The organism is Nonomuraea polychroma (assembly GCF_004011505.1).
Classification (GTDB): domain Bacteria; phylum Actinomycetota; class Actinomycetes; order Streptosporangiales; family Streptosporangiaceae; genus Nonomuraea; species Nonomuraea polychroma.
Genome location: NZ_SAUN01000001.1, coordinates 10,673,076 through 10,695,175 on the forward strand (window position 1 = coordinate 10,673,076; position 22,100 = coordinate 10,695,175).

The following is a 22,100-nucleotide window of genomic DNA, read 5'->3' on the forward strand; positions in this document are numbered from 1 at the left end:
GCCAGGGTCGGCCTGGTGTACCGGATGTCGCCGTGAACGGCGGTCCAGCCGGAACGATCCCGTTCGAAGGCCCACCCGGGAAACTCCCGCACGGCTTCCTGTTGCAGTCGTTCCATGACGAGATCGGCACTCGGCGCTGTGGTCATGAACGCAGCGTGTCATTGAAGTGTCGGTCCGTGACGAACTCGAGCGACAGATCTTCCAGTTCGCAAAGTCCGAACTCTCAGTTCAGGATGCCGTGGCGTTCGGCGAGATAGCGGACCTCCGGCGCCCACGACGGCCGTGCCCGCCGTGCCAGCGATCGGACCATCTCTCTCAGCAGCAGCTTGTGGTCGAGCTCCTCAGGGCACTCGCGCTCGATCCTCAGCAGGTGGAGCAGGCTGGCGGCGTCGTCGCCCAGGTCCTCGCAGGCGCGGGCGACGTGGCCGAGATGGGTGGCGCGCCGCTCGATGGAGGGGGTGTCGCGCAGGTCGATGTCGTCGGCGATCCGCAGCACGTCTTCGGGCCGGCCGACGTCGCTCTCGATGCCGGCCATGTGGATGGCCACGTTGGCGGGCCCGAAGAAGGCCAGGTCATAGACGTCCGCCGGGTCCCGCACCCGTTCGGCGAGTTGTGCCGCGGGCCCGCGTAGCCGCTCCCTGGCCCGGTCGTCGTCGCCCGCGCGGGCCTCGCCGACGGCGGCGAGCAGGTGCAACGCGCCGAGCGCCTTGACGTGGCGCTGGTCGCCGTTCGCGACGTGCGGCTCGATGAGCTCGATGCCGCGCCGCGCGACCTCGTACGCGATCTGGTGCATGTCGTCCGACAACATCGACTGCCCGAGGCTCCAGTACGCCCACGCGATCATCAGCGGGTCCTCGGACTCCTCGGCGAAGCGCATGGCCCGGTCCGCCGCGAGATGCGCGAGGTCCACCCGCCGCAGGTGCTTGAGCACGCCCCTGGCCAGGAGGTAGGCGTCCGCCGCCACGCTGCTGGACCGCGGCGTGCGCTCGGCCGCCAGGCTCTCGGCGTCGGCCACCAGGGACGGCAGCGCCGCCATCAGGATCGAGTAGCGGCGCGCCGAGGTGAACCAGGAGTTACGGGCCGCCGCCACCCGCTCCGACAGCTGCTCGGCGTCCGGCGGCTCGAGGTCGGGCGCCGACGAGCGGCAGGTGAACAACGCCCGCTCGATGTCGCTGATCTGCGGCCGGCTGGGCTCGTGTGAGTCGCGCGGGGTTTCACCCAGCAGCACGGCGGTGCGTACGCCCAGCACTTTGGCGATCTCCCGCAGGAGCGGCAGTGAGGGGGTGCGTTTGCCGTGCTCGATCAGCTCGATGTGCCGGGGGGTGCATCCGGCTTGGGTCGCCAGCGCGGTGGTGCTCATGCCTCGTCGCTCGCGCTGGAGTCTGACCATCTGCCCGGTGCTTATTTCGGTCATGGGGGTGGGCGCCTCCTGGCTCGGTTGAACACCCCACAGAGTATGAACTGTTGCTGGCGCTCGCTATGCGAACGTAGTGGTTGCCCGTAGAGCTGTGGTTGGTGTTCTGGATCAATCGATTGTGACTCAACGTAATTGAATGGTAATGTTGAGTCACGGCCGGGTGCCTGACTGGCGCCCGGTCCCCGCCCTCGTTGGCGTCCGCGCCAACGGGACGGCGTCCGGCGGGGCGGTGGCCCAAGAGCCGCACTCCCTCCAGGACTGCGGAGTCAGGCCCCGATAATGCGGTTCTCAGCCATGGTCCGCCCGGCTTGCCGGACGGACGCGGCATCGGCTTCCACCGGCTCGCTTCCCGGCCTCGGTCGGCATGCGAGGAGGTCACGCTGATGTCCGCTTTACGCAGGTAAACACAGAGAGCCGTAGACGCTAGGGCTCCAGACCGCTAACGCGAATGATGCTCCAAAATGCGGGCCAGGAGGTCGGTCAGCTGCTCGCGTTCCGGTTGTGTCAAGGGCTCGAGAACGTCGTCCTGCAGCTCGGTGATGAGCTTGTCGAGCAGGCGCAGATGCCGGCGGCCCGCCTCGGTCACGGTGACGACGTTGCGGCGGCGGTCGTAGGGGTCGGGCGCGCGCTCGACGAAGCCGCGCTCGGCCAGCTCGTTGATGACCGCGACGAGGTCGCTGCGGTAGATGCCGGTGCGCTTGCTCAGCTCCGCCTGGCTGGCCGGCCCGGCCTCGTTCAGCGCCACGAGCGTCGCGTAGTGCCACTTGCGGGCGTCCACGCGGGCCAGCCCTTCGCTCACCAACCGGTCGGCCTGCATCGCGACCATCGACAACATGCGGCTGGGCAGGCGCCGCAGCCGGGCGGAGGGGTGGTGGTCGTCCATGGCGTGCCAGGTCATGCCGGCGATCATACTCCTTGCGTTAGTGGCACTAACGATGTATTTTCGTTAGTGCCATAAACGTTAGTCACACGAACGAAAGAGGCGTCATGTCCAAGACGATCGATGTGCTCGACTCGACCATCTCCTACGAGGACTCGGGCGACGGTGTGCCCTTCGTCTTCCTCCACGGCAACCCCGCCTCCTCTCGTGCCTGGCGCAAGGTCCTGCCCGGGGTCGCCGGGGCCGGACGCCGCCTGCTGGCCCCGGACCTCATCGGCATGGGCCGATCGGGCAAGCCCGACATCCCGTACCGGTTCGCCGACCATGCCTGCTATCTCGAGGCCTGGTTCGACGCGCTCAACCTGTCCCAGGTGGTGCTCGTCGGACACGACTGGGGCGGCTCGCTCGCCTTCGACTGGGCGTCCCGCCACCCGGATCGCGTGCGGGGTGTGGCGTTCTTCGAGACCATCCTGCGCGGGATGAGCTGGGACGAGCTCGGTGAGGGGCCGCGTGCCCGTGCCGAGGCCATCCGCGGCCCCGAGGGGGAGTCGCTGGTGCTCGATCAGAACTTCCTCGTGGACACCGCGTTCACGGGAGGCGTGCTCACGCCCTTGAGTAATGAGGAGAAGGAGCCCTACCTGGCGCCGTACCCGACGCGCGAGAGCCGGCGGCCGTTGCTGGAGTGGGCTCGTTCGCTGCCGCTCGACGGCGAGCCGGCCGACGTGGCCGAGCGGATCGACGGCTACGTCAAGTGGCTGGGGGCCAGCGCCGACGTGCCCAAGTTGCTGCTCACCTTCGACTCCTCGCCGACGCTGCTGATCACGGAGCCGATGGCCGCCTGGTGCGCGGAGAACATCGCCGCCTTGGAGAGCGAGCACGTCGGTCCCGCCGGGCACCACGCGACGGAGGATCAGCCCGAGGCCATCGCGGCAGCCGTCTCGGCCTGGGCCGCCCGGCACGAGCTGGGCTAGCGGTAGCGGCGGCGGCTCATCGGGGCCAGGACCTCGCGGAGCGCGTCGGCCGCCCGCCGCACCGTCTCCTCCGGGATCCCGGCCGTCACCTCTGTGTACGCCCGTGACGAGGCCTCCAAGCCCGCCTCGGCCACGCGCCGGCCCTTGTCGGTCAGCTGCACCCACCGGCTGCGCGCGTCCCCCTGGTTGGCCTCGCGCTCCACGTATCCCGCCGCCGTCAGCCGCTGCAGCACGTTGCTGATGCCCCCCGAGGTGAGGAGCAGCCCCTTCGACAACTCGCTCGGCTTCATCCGGTGCGGCGGCGCCGCCCGCCTCAGCGCCATCAGCACGTCGAACTCGGCGTAGGTCAGCCCCAGCTCGGCCAGCTCCGCCTTGACCGCCTGCTCGAACAGCAGGTGCAGCCGGGAGATGCGCTTGCCGAGCTCGAGCGTGGCGATGAGCGACGACGACATGCCCGTCTCCTTCCAGAGGGCTGTCAGCGCGTCGATCTCATCTGGTTTCACGCCATCGAGGATACCTAGCCCGAGATTGCTTTTCTAAAAGCTTCTTATTAAGCTTTCGGCCATGACAACTACCGTGTTGATCAAGAACGGCGTCGTCATCGACACCGAGCCGGAGCCGGTCGTCCTCGGCCACGCCGATGTGCGGATCGAGGGCGGCGCCATCGCCGAGGTGGGCCTCGGCCTGCCCGACGTCCCGGGCGCGGAGGTGATCGACGCGACCGGGCGGATCGTGCTCCCCGGCTTCGTCGACACCCACCGGCACACCTGGCAGGCCGCCATCAGGGCGGCCGCACCAGACGTCGACTTCCCCGGCTACCTGCGGCGCGTCGTCGGCGAGCTCGCGCCCCGCCACCGCGCGGAGGACGTCTACGCCGGCAACCTCGGGGGCGCGCTGGAGTGCCTCGACGCCGGCATCACCACGCTGCTCGACTGGTCGCACATCCAGCTGACCCCCGGCCACACCGACGCGGCCATCCAGGCACTGCGGGAGTCAGGGATCAGGGCCGTGTTCGGCTACTGCCACGGTGGCGAGCCGGGCGGCCTCGAGAGCGAGACCCGGCGGGTCCGCGGCCTGCTGCCGGACGGCCTGGTCACGATGGCCCTCGCCGCCCTGGGGCCGGAGATCGCGGGGGAGGAGCGCGCGCTCGCGGAATGGCGGCTGGCACGGGAGCTCGACCTGCCGGTCACCTGTCACCTCGGCCACAACCCGGAGAGCGCCGGGCTGGCATTCCTGGAGGCGAACGGTCTGCTCGACACCCCCACGACCTTCGTGCACGCACTGCACTACACCGATGGGGAGTTCAAGCGCATCGCCGGCAGCGGCGGCAGCGTCTCACTCGCGCCGGTGGACGAGATGAACCTGGGGATAGGTTACCCGGCCGCCGGCCGGGCCAGGGCGGCAGGCGTACCGACCGGGCTCGGCGCCGACACCGTGGTCTGCTCGCCCGGCGACATGTTCTCCCTCATGCGGACGATCCACCTGCTCGAACGCGGCCGCCCCGACGGCGCCGGCCTCGGCTTCACCACCCGCGACGCGCTGCGCATGGCCACCATCGAGGGCGCCCAGGTGCTGGGCATGGACGAGGTGATCGGTTCGCTGAGGCCCGGCAAGCAGGCGGACCTGGTGTTGTTGCGCACGGACCGGCTGGGCATGGCCGCCGCCCACGACCCGATCGGCGCCGTAGTGTTGAACGCCGACACCAGCTGCGTGGACACAGTGCTGGTCGCGGGGCGTGTCGTCAAGCGAGATGGGCAGTTGCTCCACCACGACCTATCGGCGGTGCTCGCTTCCCTGCAGGAGTCCGCCGACGCCGTAGTGAGGCCATGAACAGGTAGGGCGTGATGGCGGGCCTGAAGGAGAGGATCGGGGAGGCCAAGGCCTGGGGCCGTGGCAAGGTGGACGACTGGCGGGTCCGCAGGCTGTCGTTCGACCATCTCATCAGAGCCGTGCACCGCTACCGGCTGCAGTACGGCGACCGGCTGGCGGGCGCGGTCACCTACTTCGCGTTCCTGTCGTTCTTCCCGTTGGTGGCGCTGTCGTACGCGGTGCTCGGGATCGTGGTGGCGACCAGCGAGACGACCAGGGAGGCGCTGGAGGTGGCGATCGTCGAGCGGCTGCCGGGGATCGCCGCGCAGCTGGACCTCGATGCCATCGCCAAGGCCAAGGAGGCCGCCGGGATCATCGGCCTGCTCGGCCTCCTCTACGCCGGGCTCGGCGCGCTGGACGCGCTGCGCGGGGCGCTGCGCGAGATGTCCATGACCACCGAGCCGCCGCTCAACTTCTTCCTCGGCAAGCTCCGCGATCTGGCCTCGCTCGTCATGATCGGCCTGACGATGATCTCGTCGGTGCTGGTGGTCGGGTTCGCCACCACGGCCACGGACAACGTGCTGGAATTCCTGTTCGGCAGCGAGTCCGCACTGGCCACCACCGGGCTGCGGCTGGCCGGGGTGGCGGTGAGCGTGGGCGCCGACTGGTTGTTGTTCCTGATCCTGCTGGGCTGGGTGGCCAGGCCGACCCGGCCGTTCCGGGTGATCGCCAGGGGCGCGTTGCTCGGCGCGATCGGCTTCGGCCTGCTCAAGCAACTCGCCACGCTGCTGCTGGGGCAGACCCTCGGCAACCCGGTCTACGGCACGTTCGCCGTCATCGTGGGCCTGCTGGTCTGGATCAACTTCTCTGCCAGGCTCGTGCTCTATGTCGCCGCGTGGACGGCGACGGCCGGGCTCTGCCCGCCGCCGTCCCCGACGCCGCCGCCGACGTCAGAAGCGTGATCTGGTGCGTTTGCGGCGGATGCCGTACCAGAGGTAGATCAGCCCGAACAGCAGCCCGCCGCCGATCACCACCGACCCGATCGCCTTGGTGGAGCCGTCCTGGTTCCGGGCGGCCGTGTCCAGCAGCGGCGGCTGCTGGGCCGGGGTGACCGTCGCGGTGGCGGGCGCGGATACCTGCTGCTGCGGCGCGGGCAGCCCGGCGGGGAGCGGGTCGACCAGCCGGCCGACCGGCGCGGCCTTGCCCCTGACCGAGAAACCCCAGTCGAGCAGCGCGGCCACCTCGTCCCAGAAGCCGCCCTCGTGCCGCATGATGCTCACCACGATCGTGTGGCCGCCGCGGGTGGCCGCGCCGACGAAGCTGGCCTGCGCCTTCGTGGTCCAGCCGTTCTTGACGCCGACCATGCCGTTGTAGCGCCAGAGCAGCTTGTTGTGGTTGCTGATCTGGTAGTGCTTGCCCTTGGGCGCCGGGAAGTTCGCGACCTTCGTGCTGATGTAGCGGACGAAGTCGGGGTTGGCCAGGCCGGCACGGGCGATGAGCGCCAGGTCATAGGCCGAGCTGCTCTGGCCGGGCTTGTCCAGGCCGCTCGGGGTCTTGGCCACGGTGTCGTACGCCTGCAGCCGCTTGGCCTCGGCGTTCATGTCCGCCATGGTCTTGGCGAGGCCGCCGTTCGTCTCGGCCAGAGCCATGGCCGCGTCGTTCCCCGAGGACATCATCAACGCCCTGAACAGGTCCTCGACCTTGTACGTCGTCTTGGGCGTCAGGCCGACCGCGCTGCCCTCCTGGTTGCAGGCGTTCTGGCTGGGCCGGATCCGGCGGTTCTTGTCCAGCTTGGGGATGAGCGTGAGCGCGGTCAGCGTCTTCAGCGTGCTGGCCGGCAGGTAACGCCCGTGGGCGTCCTTCGCCGCGAGCACGTTGCCCGTTCCCGCGTCCGCGATCACGTACGAAGTAGCCTTGGTCTTGGGCGGCTTCTTGACGCCTTGGGGCGCCACCAGGCCGCGGCTGCCCAGCGCCTCGCCACCGACGGGTGTCGTCGGTGTGGCATATGCGGTCCCACCGGTGAGCGAGACCGAGGCGACGAGTGCCATCACCGGCACGATTTTTGTCCACATGGCGGTCTCAGCGTAGCTTCGTATGAATGCCCATGTGGCGACACATGCCCCAAAGATCCACCATCGATACCAGAGAGGCACGCATGTCACGAAAGATCGCCGGATTCCTGATCGCGCTCGGCGCGTTCATGGTCTTCGAGTGGGTGAATCTCGGGTTTAACCTGCAAGATGGGCATGAAACCAGCTTCTATGTCGTCCACGGCATCTTGATCGCGGTGAACATTATCCTCGCCATCGTGCTGGTCGCCATCGGCTGGCGGGGACTCAGGAACCGCAGAGGAGACGCCGGGTAAGAGCGTGCAGCTCGTCGGCCTCATCTCGCGAGTCGCCTATCGAGGTGAAGCCCAGCTTCCCGTGCTCGGGTATGGCCCCGAGCAGATGGAACACGTTGCCGGTGCGCCGCTCGGCGTCGAATCCGATGCCGAGCCGATCCGCCGTGCGCATGACCTCGCCGGGGGTGCGTCCGCGCAGGCAGGAGGCGGCGCAGTTGTCGGTCGCGGTGTAGTACTTCGGCTGGTCGCCGGCCATGAGCAGGCCGGTCGCGGGATCGTACGCCGCCCCGGTCGTCAGCATGGCGGCGCCGAACGGGTGCGTGGTGCCGCCGATGCGCAGATTGATCTCACACAGCAGCGCCGCGTACCCGGCGTCCGCCTTCAGCGCGAAGAAGTCCATCCCGAAGACCCCCACCACGCCCCGCTCGGCCAGCACGCGCGCGATCCGCTCGGCCGAGGCGCCCACCTCGGCGCGGTACTCGGGCGCGGCGGGGAACGTGCAGCCCTGGTAGACGTGGCCGTTGGCGCCGCCGAGCACCTGGTCGTGCGTGGCCAGCACCCGCGCCTGGCCGCCCGGTGTGATGCAGGCCAGCGCGCTGGGGTGGTAGAGCGGCCGGTGCTCGATGTACTCCTCGACCACGGCACCGCGATCCCTGATCTTCACGCTGAACGTCTCCCAGCTTTCGCCTGCCATCGCGAAGCTGGTCAGCGACCTGTCGGCCTTGGTGACGATCGCGTTGCCGAGCCCGGAGTAGGCGTCGTTCAGCTTGACGATCACCCGCTCGCCCGGCAGAGCCTCGATCGCCTCCTCGATCTCGAGCGCGGTGCGCAGGTCGCCGAACCCGCGCGCCATCGGCACCCCGGCCTCGTGGCCCATCTCGCGGGCGCCGCTCTTGGAGCCGTAATAGGCGAAAGACGTGGCCGGACCGTAGAGGGGCACGTTGAGTAACGATGCGAGCTCCTCTTCGAGCTCGCTCAGGACGAACGGCACGATCCACGCGTCACCCTCGATCTCCGACCGCAGCTGTTCGATCACGTCGGGGCGGTCGAGCAGGCTCCTGGTCAACGGCTGAGACCAGGGGTCGTCGAGCGTGATCAGCGTGAGCCGCTTGGCGGCGTCATCCGGATCGGGCAGGAACGCGAAGTAATAGTCAATGATGTCGGGATCGATGGGCGCGGAGGAGAGGTAGACCACCTTTACCCCGGGTTCCCGGAGCGTCAGCAGGAGGAAGAGCAGGCGCTCCTCGTAGGACCGGGCCGCCGTGATGCGGCGGAGCTCATCCTGCGGAAGGGAGAGCGAGGGTACGACCACCAGGGTCCCCTCACTCGGCTCGAAGATGCTCAACCCAGCATACTTCTCCCCGAACGGGATATTAGTGATCATATTGCGAGTGAAACACGCATTCTTCTCAAATGCAGCCACCGTCGAAGTGTGATGACCATGACAGAAGGTGACAGGATTCGGAATCGCCGACCACGTTTGGAACCGGCGACATCGGGTCACCATCTAATGATCCCTTGTGACTATTTCCGGATCAGGCTGACGTTCACGTAACGTCACCACCTGCGGTTACGGGCGTGCCGTCGGCTAACTTTTGGTGTATCTGTCGGCGTGAACTCACGTGCGAGCGATAGAGTCGAAGCATCGCCATCGGGCTCACGGCCGACCGCTGTGCACCCGGGCTGCAGCGGCACTCGCGTCTGACGAACGCAAAGCCCATGCTGACGATCTCGCGCACCCGAACCAGGGGTGTGTTTTTTGATTCGCCGAGCGGCCGCTCGACCGGGTGGCCACGGCGGACGGACGAGCTTTCACAGCGCATGAGCCGCGGTGGTCAGACATATTGGTGCGCGCGGCATGGACGGGATGGTGACATATGCGGGGACGTGAGCTTCGGGGGGAACTCGACGCGTTCCTGGCGGAGACCGAGCAGGATCTCGTGGCGTTCCGCCGCGACCTCCACATGCACCCTGAGCTGGCCTTTGCCGAATATCGCACGACACAGCGCATCGCCGAGCGGCTCACCGCCGCCGGGCTGACGCCTTCGGTGCTCCCCCGGGGCACCGGCCTCATTTGCGACGTGGGCAGCGGCGACGGCCCGACCGTCGCGCTGCGCGCCGACATCGACGCGCTGCCGCTGCAGGACGAGAAGGACGTTTCCTACCGCTCGACCGTGGCCGGCGCGTGCCACGCCTGCGGCCATGACGTGCACACCACGGTGTTGCTCGGCACCTCGCTCTTCCTGGCCCAGCAGGCCGCCGCCGGCCTCCTGCCAGGCCGGGTCCGGCTGATCTTCCAGCCCGCCGAGGAGCTGCCGGGCGGCGCGCTCGAGGTCATGGCGCACGGCGGCATCAGCGGCGTCGACCGCATCTTCGGCCTGCACTGCGACCCGCGCGTGGACGTCGGCCAGGTCGGGCTCAGGGCGGGCCCGATCACCTCGGCCTGCGACAAGCTGAGCATCCGGGTGTCAGGTCCCGGCGGTCACACCGCGCGCCCGCACCTGACCGCCGACCTGGTCTTCGCCCTCGCCAAGATCCTCACCGAGCTGCCCGCGGCCCTGTCGCGCCGCGTCGACCCGCGTTCTTCGCTGAGCCTCGTCTGGGGCCGGGTCGAGGCCGGTACGGCCGCCAACGCGATCCCCGACGACGGCATCGCCGAAGGCACCGTGCGCTGCCTCGACGAGAACGCCTGGCACGCCGCCCCCGACCTGATCAAGTCATTGCTGGAGTCGGTGGCCGGCGCCTACGGCATCGAGGCCGAGATGGACTACAAGCGCGGCGTGCCGCCGGTGGTCAACGACGAGGTCAGCGTCGAGATGCTGGCCGAGGCCGCCGAGCGGGTGCTGGGTGCGAGTGCTGTGGTCCCGACCCAGCAGTCGCTCGGCGGCGAGGACTTCGCTTGGTACCTCGAGTCGATTCCCGGCGCGTTCGCCCGTCTGGGCACCCGCTCACCGGGCGGCGTGACCTACGACATCCACCAGGGCACGTTCGACGTGGACGAGAAGGCGATCGCCATGGGTGTGCGGATGATGGCCGCCACCGCGCTGACCGCCCTCTGGGAGGTCGGGCCGCTCGACTCGATCACCAGCGCGCTGGCGTGACCATCGGCAGCCGCAGGGACGAGTGCCCCGGCGACACCGTGATCTCGGTGCCCGGCGGGTAGCGCAGGGTGTAGTCGTAGTCGGTCGAGATGATCACCAGGCCCAGCCGGTGGCCCTTCTTGAACAGGTAGTCCGTCGGCTGGAAGTCCCAGGTGAAGGTGTATTCCTTGCCTGGCCTGAGCGGTTCGGTCTTGTCCGGGCGGTGCCGGTTGCGCACGTCCAGCCAGCCCCGGGTGACGATCTTGTACGGGGTGGTGGCCGTGCCGAGCACCCTGAGCGTGGTGCAGCCCGTGTCACCCGGGACGCCCTGGCCGTAGCAGTAGGTCTGCCCGGTCGAGAGCAACGAGCCGTTCGGGCGGACATCGGTGCCGTAGTCCACCAGCAACGCCGTCAGGTACGGCGACGCCCCGTTCTTGAACGACGCCCGCACCGACACCGTCGGCGTGCCGGAGATCCGCACGTCGGCGGGGAGCTCCCCGGTCGTGTACGCCAGCCGGTTCGGGTCGGAACCGGTGGCCTCGACGAGTTGCTCGGCCGTCCTGGCCTTCTGGTCGACGAAGGACTCCTTGGCCGACAGCGGCCTGGGGGCCAGGCTCAGCCGCTGTCCGGCGCCCAGGTGCAGCGGGACGGCCGTGGCGCCGGGCAGGGGCCAGGACTTGTGCTGGGCCCACTGGCCGGCCGCGATCTCGACGTCGGCCTGCGGCTCACGCATGATGCCGGAGTCGATGCCGTACAACCAGTGGTCGAACCAGCCGTGCAGCTGGCGCAGCCACTCGACCGTGCGCAGGCTGAACGGGTTCATGTGGGTGCCCTGGTGCAGCCAGATCTTGCGCGGCACGTTCTGCTTGGCCAGCGCGTACCACCACTGCGCGAACTGCTTGGTCTTGACGTTCCAGTCGTTGAGCCCGTGCACGACGAAGACGCTGGCCTTGACCTTGCCGACGTCGTTCATGTAGTTGCGGGCGTCCCAGACCGGGCTGTAGTCGCCGGTGATCCGGTCCTGCGTGGCTGTGATCTGGTCGATCAGCGCGCCGCAGGCCTCCTGGCCGTTCTCCCTGGTCAGGACGTATTTGGCGAGCACGTCCAGGTCCTCGCCCTGGAAGCCGCCGGGGGCCAGGACGCCGCCGTTGGCGCGGTAGTAGTCGTACCAGCTGGAGATCGCGGCGATCGGCACGATGGTCTCCAGGCCCTCGACGCCGGTCGCGGCGACCGCGTTCGGGAGCGTGCCGTTGTAGGAGACGCCGATCATGCCGACCTTGCCGGTCGACCAGGTGGCCTGGACCGGGTTGCCTGCGGCGTCGAAGCCCTTGGCGCGGCCGTTCAGCCAGTCGATCGCGGCTTTCGGGCCCGCCGTCTCGTTGCGGTCGCCGGAGGTCGGGCAGCCGGTGGCGCGGCCGCTGCCGAGGTTCTCCACCAGCGCGATGGCGTAGCCGCGGGGCACGAAGTAGTTGTCGTAGTAGCCGTCGAACGGCTCGGCGGCGAGCTTGTTGGCCAGCGCCTTGAGCGTGGGCAGGGGGTTGCCGTTCTCGTCCACGTCCACGGGGTGGTTGGAGACGTCGTTGCCGCCGGCGTAGTACGGGCTGGCCTCCATGATCACCGGGACCTTGAGTCCCTGGTCGGTCTCCTTGGGGCGCAGGATGTCGACCGCGACCCGGTCCGGTGCGCCGTCGTTGTCGCTGTCGGTCCCGGCGACCTCGACGAACACCGTCTGCTTGATGGCGTCCGCCCGGGAGAAGACCGGTTGGGTGGCGTTGTTCTCGACTTTGATGGCCGGGGTGTCGGCTGCGGCAGGCGTGGTGCCGGTCAAGGCCGCGATGAGGATCGCGGCCAGGGGCACGGCCAGTGCCTTCCTAGGGTGCATGCGGGGGGCTCCGATCGGAAAGTTCCACCGTCGGTCGGAATCTCCGTCATGATCGGACGTATAGCAAGGGGTGATTCAACCCCAAAGTCGGGCAAAACTTATGTGTGCTCTCTCATGAGGGTTTCAGGTCACAGACGCGACTGATGTCGATAACGGAGTAGTTGCGACCCTGTGTGCTGGTTTGGTCTGCCCTGGTCAACCAACTATCTTCCGTGCAGGTGCCGTACGTTTCTTCGCGCCTGCGATGAAGTTCGACGGCGGGGAGATGGAAGGGAGTCGCCTTGCTCGGCAAGCGATTCAACAGGATGGCGCTCGGCTCGGTGGCCGGCGTCATGCTCATGGCAGCGGCCGCATGTGGCGGCAGTGGTGGGGGCTCCACGACGGCCAGCGAGGCGCCGACCGGCGCGGCCAGCAGCGAGGCGCCCAAGAGTGCGCTCAAGGTTGGACTGGCGTTCGACATCGGCGGACGCGGTGACAAGTCGTTCAACGACGCGGCGTACGCCGGCCTGGAGAAGGCCAAGACGGAGCTCAACGCGGAGATCAAGGAGCTGAGCCCGGCGGCCGACGGCTCCAACCGCGGTGACCTGCTGCGTCAGCTCGCCGACGCCGGTTACAACCCGATCATCGGTGTCGGCTTCGCCTACGGCGAGGACATCAAGAAGGCGGCCCAGGAGTACCCGGACATCGAGTTCGCGGTCGTCGACTCCGCCTCCAACGCGCCCAACGTGACCGGCCTGCTGTTCGCCGAGGAGCAGGGCTCCTACCTGGCGGGCGTCGCCGCCGCCACCAAGTCTGAGGGCGGCCACATCGGCTTCGTCGGCGGTGTGGAGAACGACCTGATCAAGAAGTTCGAGGCAGGCTACGTGGCCGGCGCGAAGTCGGTCAAGCCGGACATCAAGATCGACATCAAGTACCTCACGCCCGACGGTGACTTCTCCGGCTTCAAGGCGCCGGACAAGGGCAAGGTCGCGGCCGACAAGATGTACCAGGACGGCGCCGACATCGTCTACCACGCCTCCGGCGACTCCGGCCTGGGCGTGTTCCAGGCGGCGGCCGCGGCCAAGAAGAAGGCCATCGGCGTCGACTCCGACCAGCGTCAGACGGTCAAGGAGACCGACCTGCAGTCGGTCATCATGACCTCGATGCTCAAGCGCGTCGACGTCGGCGTGTTCGAGTTCATCAAGGCCTTCCAGGGCGGCGCCAAGGGCGGCACGAACGTCACGTACGACCTCAAGGTCGACGGCGTGGGTCTGGCCACCACCGGCGGCGAGATCGACGACATCAAGGACAAGCTCGACACTGCCAAGCAGGGCATCGTCGACGGCAAAATCACGGTTCCGGCTAAGCCGTAACCTGGGTAGGACGATCGACTGAGGGCCCGGAGTCCGGCTACTTCGGGCCTTCTGTCTATGCCGCCCCCCTCTAGGAGAGGCGAGATGAGTGCTGACACCCTGGCCACGGCGAAACCCGCCGTAGAGCTGGAGGGCATCACCAAGCGTTTCCCCGGCGTCGTAGCGAACCACGACATCCGCATCACCGTCGAACCCGGCACGGTGCATGCCATCGTCGGTGAGAACGGCGCAGGCAAATCCACCCTGATGAAGATCCTGTACGGCATGCAGAAGCCGGACGAGGGCACCATCAAAGTCAACGGCACCGAGGTCGGCTTCCGCACGCCCAGTGACGCCATCGCGGTCGGCATCGGCATGGTCCACCAGCACTTCATGCTGGCCGACAACCTCACCGTGCTGGAGAACATCGTTCTCGGCGCCGAGCCGAAGAAGGGCGGCAGGCTGGACACCGCCGCCGCCCGCAAGCGCATCACCGAGCTGGCCGAAAGCCACGGCCTGCGGGTCGATCCCGACAAGCTCGTGGAGGACCTCGGCGTCGGCGACCGCCAGCGTGTGGAGATCCTCAAGGTCCTCTACCGCGGCGCCCGCATCCTGATCCTCGACGAGCCGACGGCCGTGCTGGTCCCCCAGGAGGTCGAGGAGCTCTTCCAGAACCTGCGCGAGCTCAAGGCCGAGGGCCTGACCGTCATCTTCATCTCGCACAAGCTCGACGAGGTGCTCGACATCGCCGACGCGATCACCGTGATCCGGCGCGGCACCACGGTCGCCAGCCTGGCCAGGAACGAGGTCACCAGCGCCCGCCAGCTCGCCGAGCTCATGGTCGGCAGCGAGCTGCCCACGCCCGAGACCCGCGAGTCCACGGTGACCGACCGCGTGGCGCTCAAGGTCGCGCACCTCACCATGGAGGCGGACGGCTACCACCCGGTGCCGAAGGGCACTTCGATCGAGGACTACGTCGGAAAGCTGCGTGCCGAGGGCAAGCGGCTGCTCCTCGACGACGTGTCGTTCGAGATCCACGAGGGCGAGATCCTCGGCATCGCCGGTGTCGAGGGCAACGGCCAGTCCGAGCTGATCGAGGCCATCATGGGCATCCGCGCCGCACACGGCGGCGTCGCCCTCGGCGAGCAGGACATCAGCACCTGGTCGACGCTCAAGCGCCGGGAGTCCGGCATCGGCTACATCCCCGAGGACCGGCACCGCCAGGGCCTGCTGCTGGAGGCGTCCCTGTGGGAGAACCGCGTGCTCGGCCACCAGACCAGGAAACCGGCGCGCAACGGCATCTGGGTCGACCGGCGGGCCGCGAAGGCCGACACCGAGCGCATCGTCAAGGACTACGACGTCCGCACGCCGAGCGTGGACACCCTCGCCCTGGCCCTGTCCGGTGGCAACCAGCAGAAGCTGATCGTGGGCCGGGAGATGAGCGGCGCGCCCAAGTTCCTCATTGCCGCGCACCCGACGCGCGGCGTGGACGTCGGCGCGCAGGCCGCCATCTGGGACCACCTGCGTAACGCCCGGGCGGCGGGCCTGGCCGTGCTGCTCATCTCCGCCGACCTGGACGAGCTGATCGGCCTGTCGGACACGATCCAGGTGATCTACCGGGGACGCCTCGTGGCCGCGCTCGATCCTTCCGACATCACGCCCGAGCGGCTGGGCGGTTACATGACCGGCGCCATCGCCGGCACTGAGGAGACGTGATGCCCGCCGGGCTCAACCGGGCGCTGCTCACCGTGGCCGGCGCCGTCATCGCCATCGTCCTGGCCATCGCGATCTCCAGCGTGGCGATCGTCGCCGCGGGCGCCAACCCGCTGGACGCGTTCGCCGCTTTTTTCAACTTCGGCGAGACGCCACGGGCGGTGGTCAACGGCGTCGCGGCGTTCCTCAACCGGGCGGTGCCGCTGTTCATCGCCGGTCTGGCGGTGGCCGTCGGCTTCCGCATGAACCTCTTCAACATCGGCGTGGAGGGGCAATACCGGCTGGCCGCCATTTGCGCGGCGTACGTAGGCTCGACGTTCACCGCCCCCGCGCCGATCCAGATCGCCGTGATCGTGGTGGTCGCGGCGGCCGTCGGCGGCCTCTACGCGCTGATCCCCGCGGTCATGAAGGTGACCAGGGGCGTGAACGAGGTCATCGCCACGATCATGCTCAACTACATCGCGATCAACCTGACGTCCTTTCTGGTGCGAGGGCCGTTCGCGGGGCAGCGCGGCGAAGGGCAGCTCACCACGACCACGCCCGAGTTGGCGGACTCGGCCATGTTCCCCAATCTCAACTTCATCTTCGACTGGTTCGGGCAGCCGTCGCCGACCCGTGGGGGCGGCCTGTGGGGCTTCCTGCTCCTGGCGGTCGTGCTCGGTCTGGCGGTCTGGGTGGTGCTGGAGCGCACCCGCTTCGGCTTCAACGTGAAGGCCAGCGGGCTCAACAGCCCGGCCGCGCTCGCCTCCGGCGTCGACCCGAAGAAGATGATCATTGCGGCGATGGTGCTGTCCGGTGGCATCGCCGGGCTCATCGGCCTTCCGGAGATCCTCGGCGACAGGGGCGCCTTCAATTCCAACTTCACCGCCGGTCTGGGCTTCCTGGGCATCGCGGTGGCGTTGCTCGGCAGGAACAAGCCCGTGGGCATCGCAGTCGCCGCGTTGCTGTTCGCCTTCCTCGACCGGGCCCAGGGAGCGCTGCAGTTCGCGGAGGTTCCCGCGTCCGTCATCACGATCATCCAGGGAGTGATCGTCCTGCTGGTCGTGGTGGCGAACGAGGTGACCAAACGGCTGGCGCTCAGGCTCGAAGAACAGCGAGCCGCCCAGCAGCTTGGCAGGAACACTCCGGTTGAGGTGGCAGCATGACCAGGTTCACCAAGTACCACCTCGTGCTCATCGGCGTCGCCGCGCTTCTGCTGCTGATGTCGCTGGTACGCGTCGTTTCGGGCCAGAACGACATCACCTCCTCCGGCACGTTCGCCGCCGCGCTGCTGCTGGCGGTGCCGATCGGCCTTGCCGGACTCGGCGGGTTGTGGGCCGAGCGGGCCGGCGTGGTCAACATCGGGCTCGAAGGCATGATGGTGCTCGGCACCTGGTTCGCCGGCTGGGCCGGATACCAGTGGGGCCCGGTGGCCGCGTTGATCGCGGGGCTGCTGGGCGGCGCGCTGGGCGGTCTCATCCACGCCGTGGCCACCGTGACCTTCGGCGTGGACCACATCATCAGCGGCGTCGCCATCAACCTGCTCGGTCCCGGCGTCACCCGCTTCCTGTCCGAGGTGCTCTACAAGGAGGGCACCCCGGCGGCCGACGCCGGCGCGGGCATCACGACCTCGCCCGCGGTCACCGGGCGGACGTGGGAGCCCAGCCTGCCGCTGCTCTCGGATGGCCCCGACCTGCTCGGAAAGCTCGAGAACACCCACTGGTTCCTGCTCTCCGACCTCGCCGGCATCATGCGTGGCCTCACCCACGAGGTGAACGTCCTGGTGATCCTGGCGGTCCTGCTGCTGCCGCTGACGTTCTTCGTGCTCTGGCGCACGGCCTTCGGCTTGCGGCTGCGCTCGGCCGGCGAGAACCCGTGGGCGGCCGAGTCGCTGGGCGTGAACGTCTACCTGATCAAGTACGTCGCGGTCGTCATCTCCGGCGCGTTCGCCGGGCTCGGCGGCGTGTTCCTGGTCTTCGTCTCCGACAAGTACGTCGAAGGCCAGACGCAGGGGCGCGGCTTCATCGGCCTGGCCGCGATGATTTTCGGAAACTGGCGGCCTGGCGGGCTCGCCGCGGGCGCCTCGCTGTTCGGTTACACCGAAGGGCTGCGGCTGCGCAGTTCGGGGGCGATCACGTCGGTCTTCCTGTTCGGCGCGGTGCTGCTGCTTGTCTACCTGATCATCAGGGTGCGCCGGATGCTCTCGCCCGACCAGCCGGCCGAGCTGGCGGCCAGGAACCCCAAGGACTACACACTGATGGCCGCCGCGGCCGCGGGTATGGTCGTGCTGTTCTGGCTCTGGATGACCGTCGACCAGCTGCCGGGTGAGTTCGTCTTCATCACACCACACGTGCTCACGCTGCTCGTGCTCCTGGTGGCTTCGCAGCGGCTGCGGATGCCCAAGGCCGACGGCGTGCGCTACCGCCGGGGGGAACAACGTTGAGCATCGACTGGGACGCGCTGCGGGACCAGGCCGCGGAGGCCATGCGGTACGCGTATGCGCCGTACTCGAAATTCCCCGTGGGGGCGGCGGCGCTCGTCGACGACGGCAGGATCGTCACCGGCTGCAACGTCGAGAACGCCTCCTACGGGCTCGGCCTGTGCGCCGAGTGCGGGCTGGTGTCGGCGCTGCAGCGGTCCGGCGGCGGCCGCCTGGTGGCCTTCACCTGCGTGGACGGCCACGGCGAGCTGCTGATGCCGTGCGGGCGCTGCCGGCAGCTCCTGTACGAGTTCGGTGGTGACGACCTGCTGGTCGAGACCGTCGACGGGCCGAAGCCGATGTCCGAGATCCTGCCGTACGCGTTCGGTCCTGACGACCTGAGCAGGAGCGCATAGTGGATGCCATCGAGGTCATCCGCGCCAAGCGGGACGGCGGCGAGCTGACCACGGCCCAGATCGACTGGGTGATCGCCGCCTACACGCGCGGCGACGTGGCCGACGAGCAGATGTCCGCGCTGGCCATGGCCATTCTGCTGAACGGCATGAACCGGCGGGAGATCGCCGACTGGACGCAGGCCATGATCCGCTCCGGCGAGCGAATGGACTGGTCGATGCTGGACCGGCCCACTGCCGACAAACACTCCACCGGCGGGGTGGGCGACAAGATCACGCTTCCGCTGGCGCCGCTGGTGGCGGCGTGCGGCGCGTACGTGCCGCAGCTGTCCGGGCGCGGCCTCGGCCACACCGGCGGAACCCTCGACAAGCTGGAGTCCATCCCGGGCTGGCGGGCCTCGCTCTCCAACGACGAGATGCTGCACGTCCTGCGCTCGGCCGGCGCCGTCGTCTGCGCGGCGGGCTCGGGCCTCGCCCCCGCCGACAAGAAGCTGTACGCGCTGCGCGACGTCACCGGCACCGTCGAGTCCATCCCGCTGATCGCCTCGTCGATCATGTCAAAGAAGATCGCCGAAGGGACCGGGTCGCTCGTCCTCGACGTGAAGGTCGGCTCCGGGGCGTTCATGAAGGACGTCGCGACGGCGCGTGAGCTGGCCGAGACGATGGTCGCGCTCGGCACGGACGCGGGGGTGCGCACGGTCGCGCTGCTCACCGCGATGGACCGGCCCCTGGGGCGGGCCGTGGGCAACGCGCTGGAGGTCGAGGAGTCCGTCGAGGTCCTCGCCGGCGGCGGGCCCTCTGACGTGGTGGAGCTGACGGTACGGCTGGCGCAGGAGATGCTGGAGGCGGCCGGGGTCGCCTCCGGCAAGGACCCGGCCAAGGCGCTGCAGGACGGCTCGGCCATGGACGCCTGGCGGCGGATGATCGTCGCTCAGGGCGGGGATCCGGACGCCGTGTTGCCGCGCGCGGCCGAGACCATGGTCGTCGAGGCGCCGGCGTCGGGGGTGCTGACCCGGCTGGACGCTTACGCGGTGGGCCTGGCGGCCTGGCGGCTGGGAGCGGGGCGGGCGCGCAAGGAGGACCCGGTGTCGTTCGGAGCCGGCGTCACGCTGCACGCCAAGCCCGGGGATCTCGTGCGGGCCGGGCAGCCGTTGATGACGTTGCACGCCGATGAGACCGAGCGGTTCGCGCGGGCGTTGGAGGCGTTGGAGGGCGGTTACGCGGTGGGGGACTCCACCGAGGAGCACCTCCCGCTCGTCATCGACCGCATCATTACACCGTAGTCCGGCGGAGCGTGCGTCTGCGCCTGTCCCGCCGTCCGGGCTGAGGTCCCCTTGAGGGGAAGGGAAAGGGGCTGAGGCGGGCGGGCGCGTGCTCGCTACGGGCGGGGGTGACGCGTGTCCCGGGGTGGCCTGGTCAGGAGGTCACGGCGGCCGGGGTTTCGGTGAAGATGCCGCACAGGACGGCGCGGTGGGTGGGGAGGGCCTCGGCGTGGCGGGCCCGGCCCTCGTCGGTGATGCACACGAAGACGCCGCGCCGGTCCTCGTCGCATGCGCCCCGTGACACGAGCGCAGCCTTCTCCAGTCGGGCCACAACCCTGGACAACGCGCTCTGGCTCAGGTGGACCTCGTCGCAGAGCTCCTGCAGCCGCAACTTCTTGTCGTGGTGGACGATCCGGTCCAGCACCTCGAACTCGCTGGGCCCCAGCCCGTGCCGGTCGCCCAGCTCCCGCTCCAGCGCGCACATCGCTTTGGCGTGCTTCGCCAGGACGTAATGCCAGGTCTCGAGCACGAACTCCTCGTCCATGTCGCGGAGGTTACCACCTCGCTAAAACTTATGCAACGACATTAAATGCGCTTGCATTAGATGCAATTGCATGTAGTGTTCTGGTTCATGTCCTCTTCCACTTCCTCAACTTCCGCATCGCTTTCCTCCCGTTGGGGCTTGCTGACCGTGCTCTGCGCGGTGATCTTCCTGGACGCCCTGGACGTCTCGATGGTCGGTGTCGCTCTCCCCGCCATCCAGCACGACCTGGGTTTGAGCACGTCGTCTTTGCAGTGGGTGGTCAGCGGTTACGTGCTCGGCTACGGCGGTCTTCTGTTGCTCGGGGGCAGGACCGCCGACCTGCTCGGGCGGCGCAGGGTGTTCCTGGTCGCGCTGGGTGTTTTCGCCGTCGCGTCGCTGCTCGGTGGCCTCGTGGACGACGGTGCGCTGCTGATCGCGGCAAGGTTCGTCAAGGGTGTGGCCGCCGCCTTCACCGCGCCCGCGGCATTGTCGATCATCACGACGACCTTTCCTGAGGGCCCGGAGCGCAACAGGGCGTTGAGCATCTTCACCGCCTGCGGCGCCAGCGGTTACTCGCTCGGTCTCGTGCTCTCCGGCCTGCTGACGGAGCTCGACTGGCGGGCGACGCTGCTGATGCCGGTGCCGGTCGCGATCATCGCGCTGGTCGCCGCGCTGAAGGTGCTGCCGCGTGGCGCCGAGGAGCGGGCCGAGGGCGGCCACGACCTGTTCGGCGCCGTCCTGATCACCGCCTCGATGTTGCTGCTGGTCTTCACCGTCGTCCAGGCGCCCGAGGTCGGCTGGGCCTCCGCCAGGACGATCGGTTCGCTGGTGGCCGTGGCGGCGCTGCTCGGGTTGTTCGTCTTCACCGAGCTGCGGATGAAGCACCCGCTGGTGCGGCTCGGCATCCTGCGGTCCGGCCACATCGTGCGGGCCAACCTCGGCCTCGTCATCCTCATGGGCTCGTACGTGGCCTTTCAGTTCGTGGCCATGCAGTACTTCCAGAACCTCCTGGGCTGGTCGGCCCTGGGCACGGCCCTGGCGTTCCTGCCCGCCGGCCTCCTCGTCGCGGTCTCCTCGACCAAGATGGGCGACTTCGCCGACCGGTTCGGCACCGGCAAGCTGATCGTCATCGGCGCGGCCGCGCTGTCCGGCGGGTACGCGCTCTTCCTGGGCATCGACCGCACGCCCAGCCTGGCCGGCATGGTGATCCCGGGCATGCTGCTGCTGGGGGTCGCGTTCGCGCTGATGTTCCCCGCGCTGAACATCCAGGCCACCAACGGCGTGGACGACGACGAGCAGGGGCTCGCCTCCGGGCTGCTCAACACCTCCGGGCAGGTGGGCGGCGCCATCGTGCTGGCGGTGGTCACGGCCGTGCTGACCTCGGGCGGCGGCGGTGAGACGCTGTCGATCGACTCGCTGCGCGCGGCGATCGTGGTGTCGCTGGTGCTGGCGCTGGTCGGGCTGGCGATCTCGGCGACGGGGCTGCGTGGCCGCCGGGCCCCGGCCGTGGAGCCGGACACCTCGAAGGTCTACGAGACCGTCTGACCAGATTGCTCGATGGGCCCCGCCGTCCCGGCGGGGCCCTTTGTCATGTACGCCCGGCATGGGCGATTGCTTGGGGGTGAAAGTCCCCTGGAGGAAGAGGTAGTGCTAACTCCGAGCCGGAGGCAACTGCGTCGTCGTGAGGCGAGGTGGGGAGGAAGCCCGAGGCGAAACCCTGCACCGAGGAACGCGAACCGCGTATGAGGCATGCCAGCTGGGGTGAGCCTGCATGCTACGGCGAAGCCCGTCACTGCCAAGACGGCTGGTGTGTAAACGCGGCGGTTGCAGGGGGAAAGTGATCGTTCTTATCCGGGGAGGTCTGTCCGGGTGTCGGTTGTGCTGTCGTTGTCGCCGCGCCGACGGTGGTCATCGTGAGGTGGGCACTGACCGGGCAGAAGTCAGCAGAGGTCGTAGTACCGGTGAGGGGAACGGACAATCAGCCGGGAAGGACCGAACGTCAGGTAGAGCGGGTGAGGGTGAGGTGCTCGTGCCGGTCGCGGTGATCGCAGCCATCTCGCGTGTGCGGGCCCGTGGT

At 68.7% G+C, this 22,100-nt stretch carries 19 protein-coding genes; 12 read left to right on the top strand and 7 right to left on the bottom strand.

The window, feature by feature from the left end; genetic code table 11:
- Positions 1 to 223: 223 nt before the first annotated feature.
- Together EDD27_RS49880 and EDD27_RS49885 are read right to left on the bottom strand one after the other, a co-directional pair.
- The gene (locus EDD27_RS49880; RefSeq protein WP_127939724.1) at positions 224 to 1,414 is read right to left on the bottom strand and encodes a helix-turn-helix domain-containing protein; all 1,191 of its coding nucleotides are present in this window, start codon (positions 1,412 to 1,414) and stop codon (positions 224 to 226) included.
- A gap of 442 nt (positions 1,415 to 1,856) precedes the next feature.
- The gene (locus EDD27_RS49885; RefSeq protein WP_127939725.1) at positions 1,857 to 2,315 is read right to left on the bottom strand and encodes a MarR family winged helix-turn-helix transcriptional regulator; all 459 of its coding nucleotides are present in this window, start codon (positions 2,313 to 2,315) and stop codon (positions 1,857 to 1,859) included.
- An 89-nt stretch (positions 2,316 to 2,404) separates the two neighbouring features.
- Between EDD27_RS49885 and EDD27_RS49890 the strand changes: the two genes are divergently transcribed.
- Positions 2,405 to 3,268, top strand: a complete 864-nt coding sequence (locus tag EDD27_RS49890) for a haloalkane dehalogenase (protein WP_127939726.1) — start codon at positions 2,405 to 2,407, stop codon at positions 3,266 to 3,268.
- On the opposite strand, the gene EDD27_RS49895 is transcribed toward EDD27_RS49890, so the two are convergent.
- Positions 3,265 to 3,771, bottom strand: coding sequence for a MarR family winged helix-turn-helix transcriptional regulator (locus EDD27_RS49895; RefSeq protein ID WP_127939727.1), 507 nt, complete (start codon positions 3,769 to 3,771; stop codon positions 3,265 to 3,267). The genes EDD27_RS49890 and EDD27_RS49895 overlap by 4 nt on opposite strands.
- A gap of 61 nt (positions 3,772 to 3,832) precedes the next feature.
- On the opposite strand from EDD27_RS49895, the gene EDD27_RS49900 reads away from it, so the two are divergent.
- The gene (locus EDD27_RS49900) at positions 3,833 to 5,098 is read left to right on the top strand and encodes an amidohydrolase family protein (RefSeq protein ID WP_127939728.1); all 1,266 of its coding nucleotides are present in this window, start codon (positions 3,833 to 3,835) and stop codon (positions 5,096 to 5,098) included.
- 14 nt (positions 5,099 to 5,112) lie between these two features.
- Positions 5,113 to 6,039: a YihY/virulence factor BrkB family protein gene (locus EDD27_RS49905; RefSeq protein WP_127939729.1), complete on the top strand. Its 927-nt coding sequence runs from the start codon at positions 5,113 to 5,115 to the stop codon at positions 6,037 to 6,039.
- Here EDD27_RS49905 and EDD27_RS49910 read toward each other — a convergent pair.
- Entirely contained in the window at positions 6,028 to 7,149 is a 1,122-nt protein-coding gene (locus EDD27_RS49910) for a D-alanyl-D-alanine carboxypeptidase family protein (protein WP_127939730.1), read from the bottom strand. The genes EDD27_RS49905 and EDD27_RS49910 overlap by 12 nt on opposite strands.
- An 83-nt stretch (positions 7,150 to 7,232) precedes the next feature.
- Here EDD27_RS49910 and EDD27_RS49915 point away from each other — a divergent pair, with 83 nt between their 5' ends.
- Positions 7,233 to 7,442: an SCO4848 family membrane protein gene (locus tag EDD27_RS49915; protein ID WP_127939731.1), complete on the top strand. Its 210-nt coding sequence runs from the start codon at positions 7,233 to 7,235 to the stop codon at positions 7,440 to 7,442.
- Here the strand turns inward: EDD27_RS49915 and EDD27_RS49920 are convergent.
- Positions 7,414 to 8,805 (bottom strand): peptide ligase PGM1-related protein, encoded by a 1,392-nt coding sequence (locus EDD27_RS49920; RefSeq protein ID WP_241564662.1) that lies wholly within the window; start codon positions 8,803 to 8,805, stop codon positions 7,414 to 7,416. The genes EDD27_RS49915 and EDD27_RS49920 overlap by 29 nt on opposite strands.
- A gap of 493 nt (positions 8,806 to 9,298) precedes the next feature.
- Between EDD27_RS49920 and EDD27_RS49925 the strand changes: the two genes are divergently transcribed.
- Positions 9,299 to 10,522, top strand: a complete 1,224-nt coding sequence (locus EDD27_RS49925; protein ID WP_127939733.1) for a M20 family metallopeptidase — start codon at positions 9,299 to 9,301, stop codon at positions 10,520 to 10,522.
- On the opposite strand, the gene EDD27_RS49930 is transcribed toward EDD27_RS49925, so the two are convergent.
- The gene (locus tag EDD27_RS49930; protein ID WP_127939734.1) at positions 10,503 to 12,383 is read right to left on the bottom strand and encodes a Xaa-Pro dipeptidyl-peptidase; all 1,881 of its coding nucleotides are present in this window, start codon (positions 12,381 to 12,383) and stop codon (positions 10,503 to 10,505) included. The genes EDD27_RS49925 and EDD27_RS49930 overlap by 20 nt on opposite strands.
- A gap of 281 nt (positions 12,384 to 12,664) precedes the next feature.
- Here EDD27_RS49930 and EDD27_RS49935 point away from each other — a divergent pair, with 281 nt between their 5' ends.
- From EDD27_RS49935 to EDD27_RS49960, 6 genes are all read left to right on the top strand, one after another.
- Positions 12,665 to 13,735: a BMP family lipoprotein gene (locus tag EDD27_RS49935; RefSeq protein ID WP_127939735.1), complete on the top strand. Its 1,071-nt coding sequence runs from the start codon at positions 12,665 to 12,667 to the stop codon at positions 13,733 to 13,735.
- An 84-nt stretch (positions 13,736 to 13,819) separates the two neighbouring features.
- Positions 13,820 to 15,430 (top strand): ABC transporter ATP-binding protein, encoded by a 1,611-nt coding sequence (locus EDD27_RS49940; RefSeq protein WP_127939736.1) that lies wholly within the window; start codon positions 13,820 to 13,822, stop codon positions 15,428 to 15,430.
- A complete protein-coding gene (locus EDD27_RS49945; protein ID WP_127939737.1) occupies positions 15,430 to 16,572 on the top strand; it encodes an ABC transporter permease in 1,143 nt (380 codons plus the stop codon). The genes EDD27_RS49940 and EDD27_RS49945 overlap by 1 nt, the downstream gene beginning before the upstream one ends.
- Entirely contained in the window at positions 16,569 to 17,849 is a 1,281-nt protein-coding gene (locus EDD27_RS49950) for an ABC transporter permease (RefSeq protein ID WP_127939738.1), read from the top strand. The genes EDD27_RS49945 and EDD27_RS49950 overlap by 4 nt, the downstream gene beginning before the upstream one ends.
- Entirely contained in the window at positions 17,846 to 18,241 is a 396-nt protein-coding gene (locus EDD27_RS49955; RefSeq protein ID WP_127939739.1) for a cytidine deaminase, read from the top strand. Before EDD27_RS49950 ends, EDD27_RS49955 begins: the two co-directional genes overlap by 4 nt.
- Positions 18,241 to 19,521 (top strand): thymidine phosphorylase, encoded by a 1,281-nt coding sequence (locus EDD27_RS49960; RefSeq protein ID WP_127939740.1) that lies wholly within the window; start codon positions 18,241 to 18,243, stop codon positions 19,519 to 19,521. Before EDD27_RS49955 ends, EDD27_RS49960 begins: the two co-directional genes overlap by 1 nt.
- A gap of 133 nt (positions 19,522 to 19,654) precedes the next feature.
- On the opposite strand, the gene EDD27_RS49965 is transcribed toward EDD27_RS49960, so the two are convergent.
- Positions 19,655 to 20,044, bottom strand: coding sequence for a MarR family winged helix-turn-helix transcriptional regulator (locus tag EDD27_RS49965; RefSeq protein ID WP_127939741.1), 390 nt, complete (start codon positions 20,042 to 20,044; stop codon positions 19,655 to 19,657).
- 147 nt (positions 20,045 to 20,191) lie between these two features.
- On the opposite strand from EDD27_RS49965, the gene EDD27_RS49970 reads away from it, so the two are divergent.
- Positions 20,192 to 21,568, top strand: coding sequence for an MFS transporter (locus EDD27_RS49970; RefSeq protein WP_338324778.1), 1,377 nt, complete (start codon positions 20,192 to 20,194; stop codon positions 21,566 to 21,568).
- Positions 21,569 to 22,100 lie beyond the last annotated feature (532 nt).

Bases quoted from the DNA above. Each gene is read 5' to 3' on its own strand.
- EDD27_RS49880 (WP_127939724.1), bottom strand. From the start codon at position 1,414: ATGACCGAAATAAGCACCGGGCAGATGGTCAGACTCCAGCGCGAGCGA.
- EDD27_RS49885 (WP_127939725.1), bottom strand. From the start codon at position 2,315: ATGACCTGGCACGCCATGGACGACCACCACCCCTCCGCCCGGCTGCGG.
- EDD27_RS49890 (WP_127939726.1), top strand. From the start codon at position 2,405: ATGTCCAAGACGATCGATGTGCTCGACTCGACCATCTCCTACGAGGAC.
- EDD27_RS49900 (WP_127939728.1), top strand. From the start codon at position 3,833: ATGACAACTACCGTGTTGATCAAGAACGGCGTCGTCATCGACACCGAG.
- EDD27_RS49905 (WP_127939729.1), top strand. From the start codon at position 5,113: ATGGCGGGCCTGAAGGAGAGGATCGGGGAGGCCAAGGCCTGGGGCCGT.
- EDD27_RS49910 (WP_127939730.1), bottom strand. From the start codon at position 7,149: ATGTGGACAAAAATCGTGCCGGTGATGGCACTCGTCGCCTCGGTCTCG.
- EDD27_RS49915 (WP_127939731.1), top strand. From the start codon at position 7,233: ATGTCACGAAAGATCGCCGGATTCCTGATCGCGCTCGGCGCGTTCATG.
- EDD27_RS49920 (WP_241564662.1), bottom strand. From the start codon at position 8,805: ATGATCACTAATATCCCGTTCGGGGAGAAGTATGCTGGGTTGAGCATC.
- EDD27_RS49925 (WP_127939733.1), top strand. From the start codon at position 9,299: ATGCGGGGACGTGAGCTTCGGGGGGAACTCGACGCGTTCCTGGCGGAG.
- EDD27_RS49930 (WP_127939734.1), bottom strand. From the start codon at position 12,383: ATGCACCCTAGGAAGGCACTGGCCGTGCCCCTGGCCGCGATCCTCATC.
- EDD27_RS49940 (WP_127939736.1), top strand. From the start codon at position 13,820: ATGAGTGCTGACACCCTGGCCACGGCGAAACCCGCCGTAGAGCTGGAG.
- EDD27_RS49945 (WP_127939737.1), top strand. From the start codon at position 15,430: ATGCCCGCCGGGCTCAACCGGGCGCTGCTCACCGTGGCCGGCGCCGTC.
- EDD27_RS49950 (WP_127939738.1), top strand. From the start codon at position 16,569: ATGACCAGGTTCACCAAGTACCACCTCGTGCTCATCGGCGTCGCCGCG.
- EDD27_RS49965 (WP_127939741.1), bottom strand. From the start codon at position 20,044: ATGGACGAGGAGTTCGTGCTCGAGACCTGGCATTACGTCCTGGCGAAG.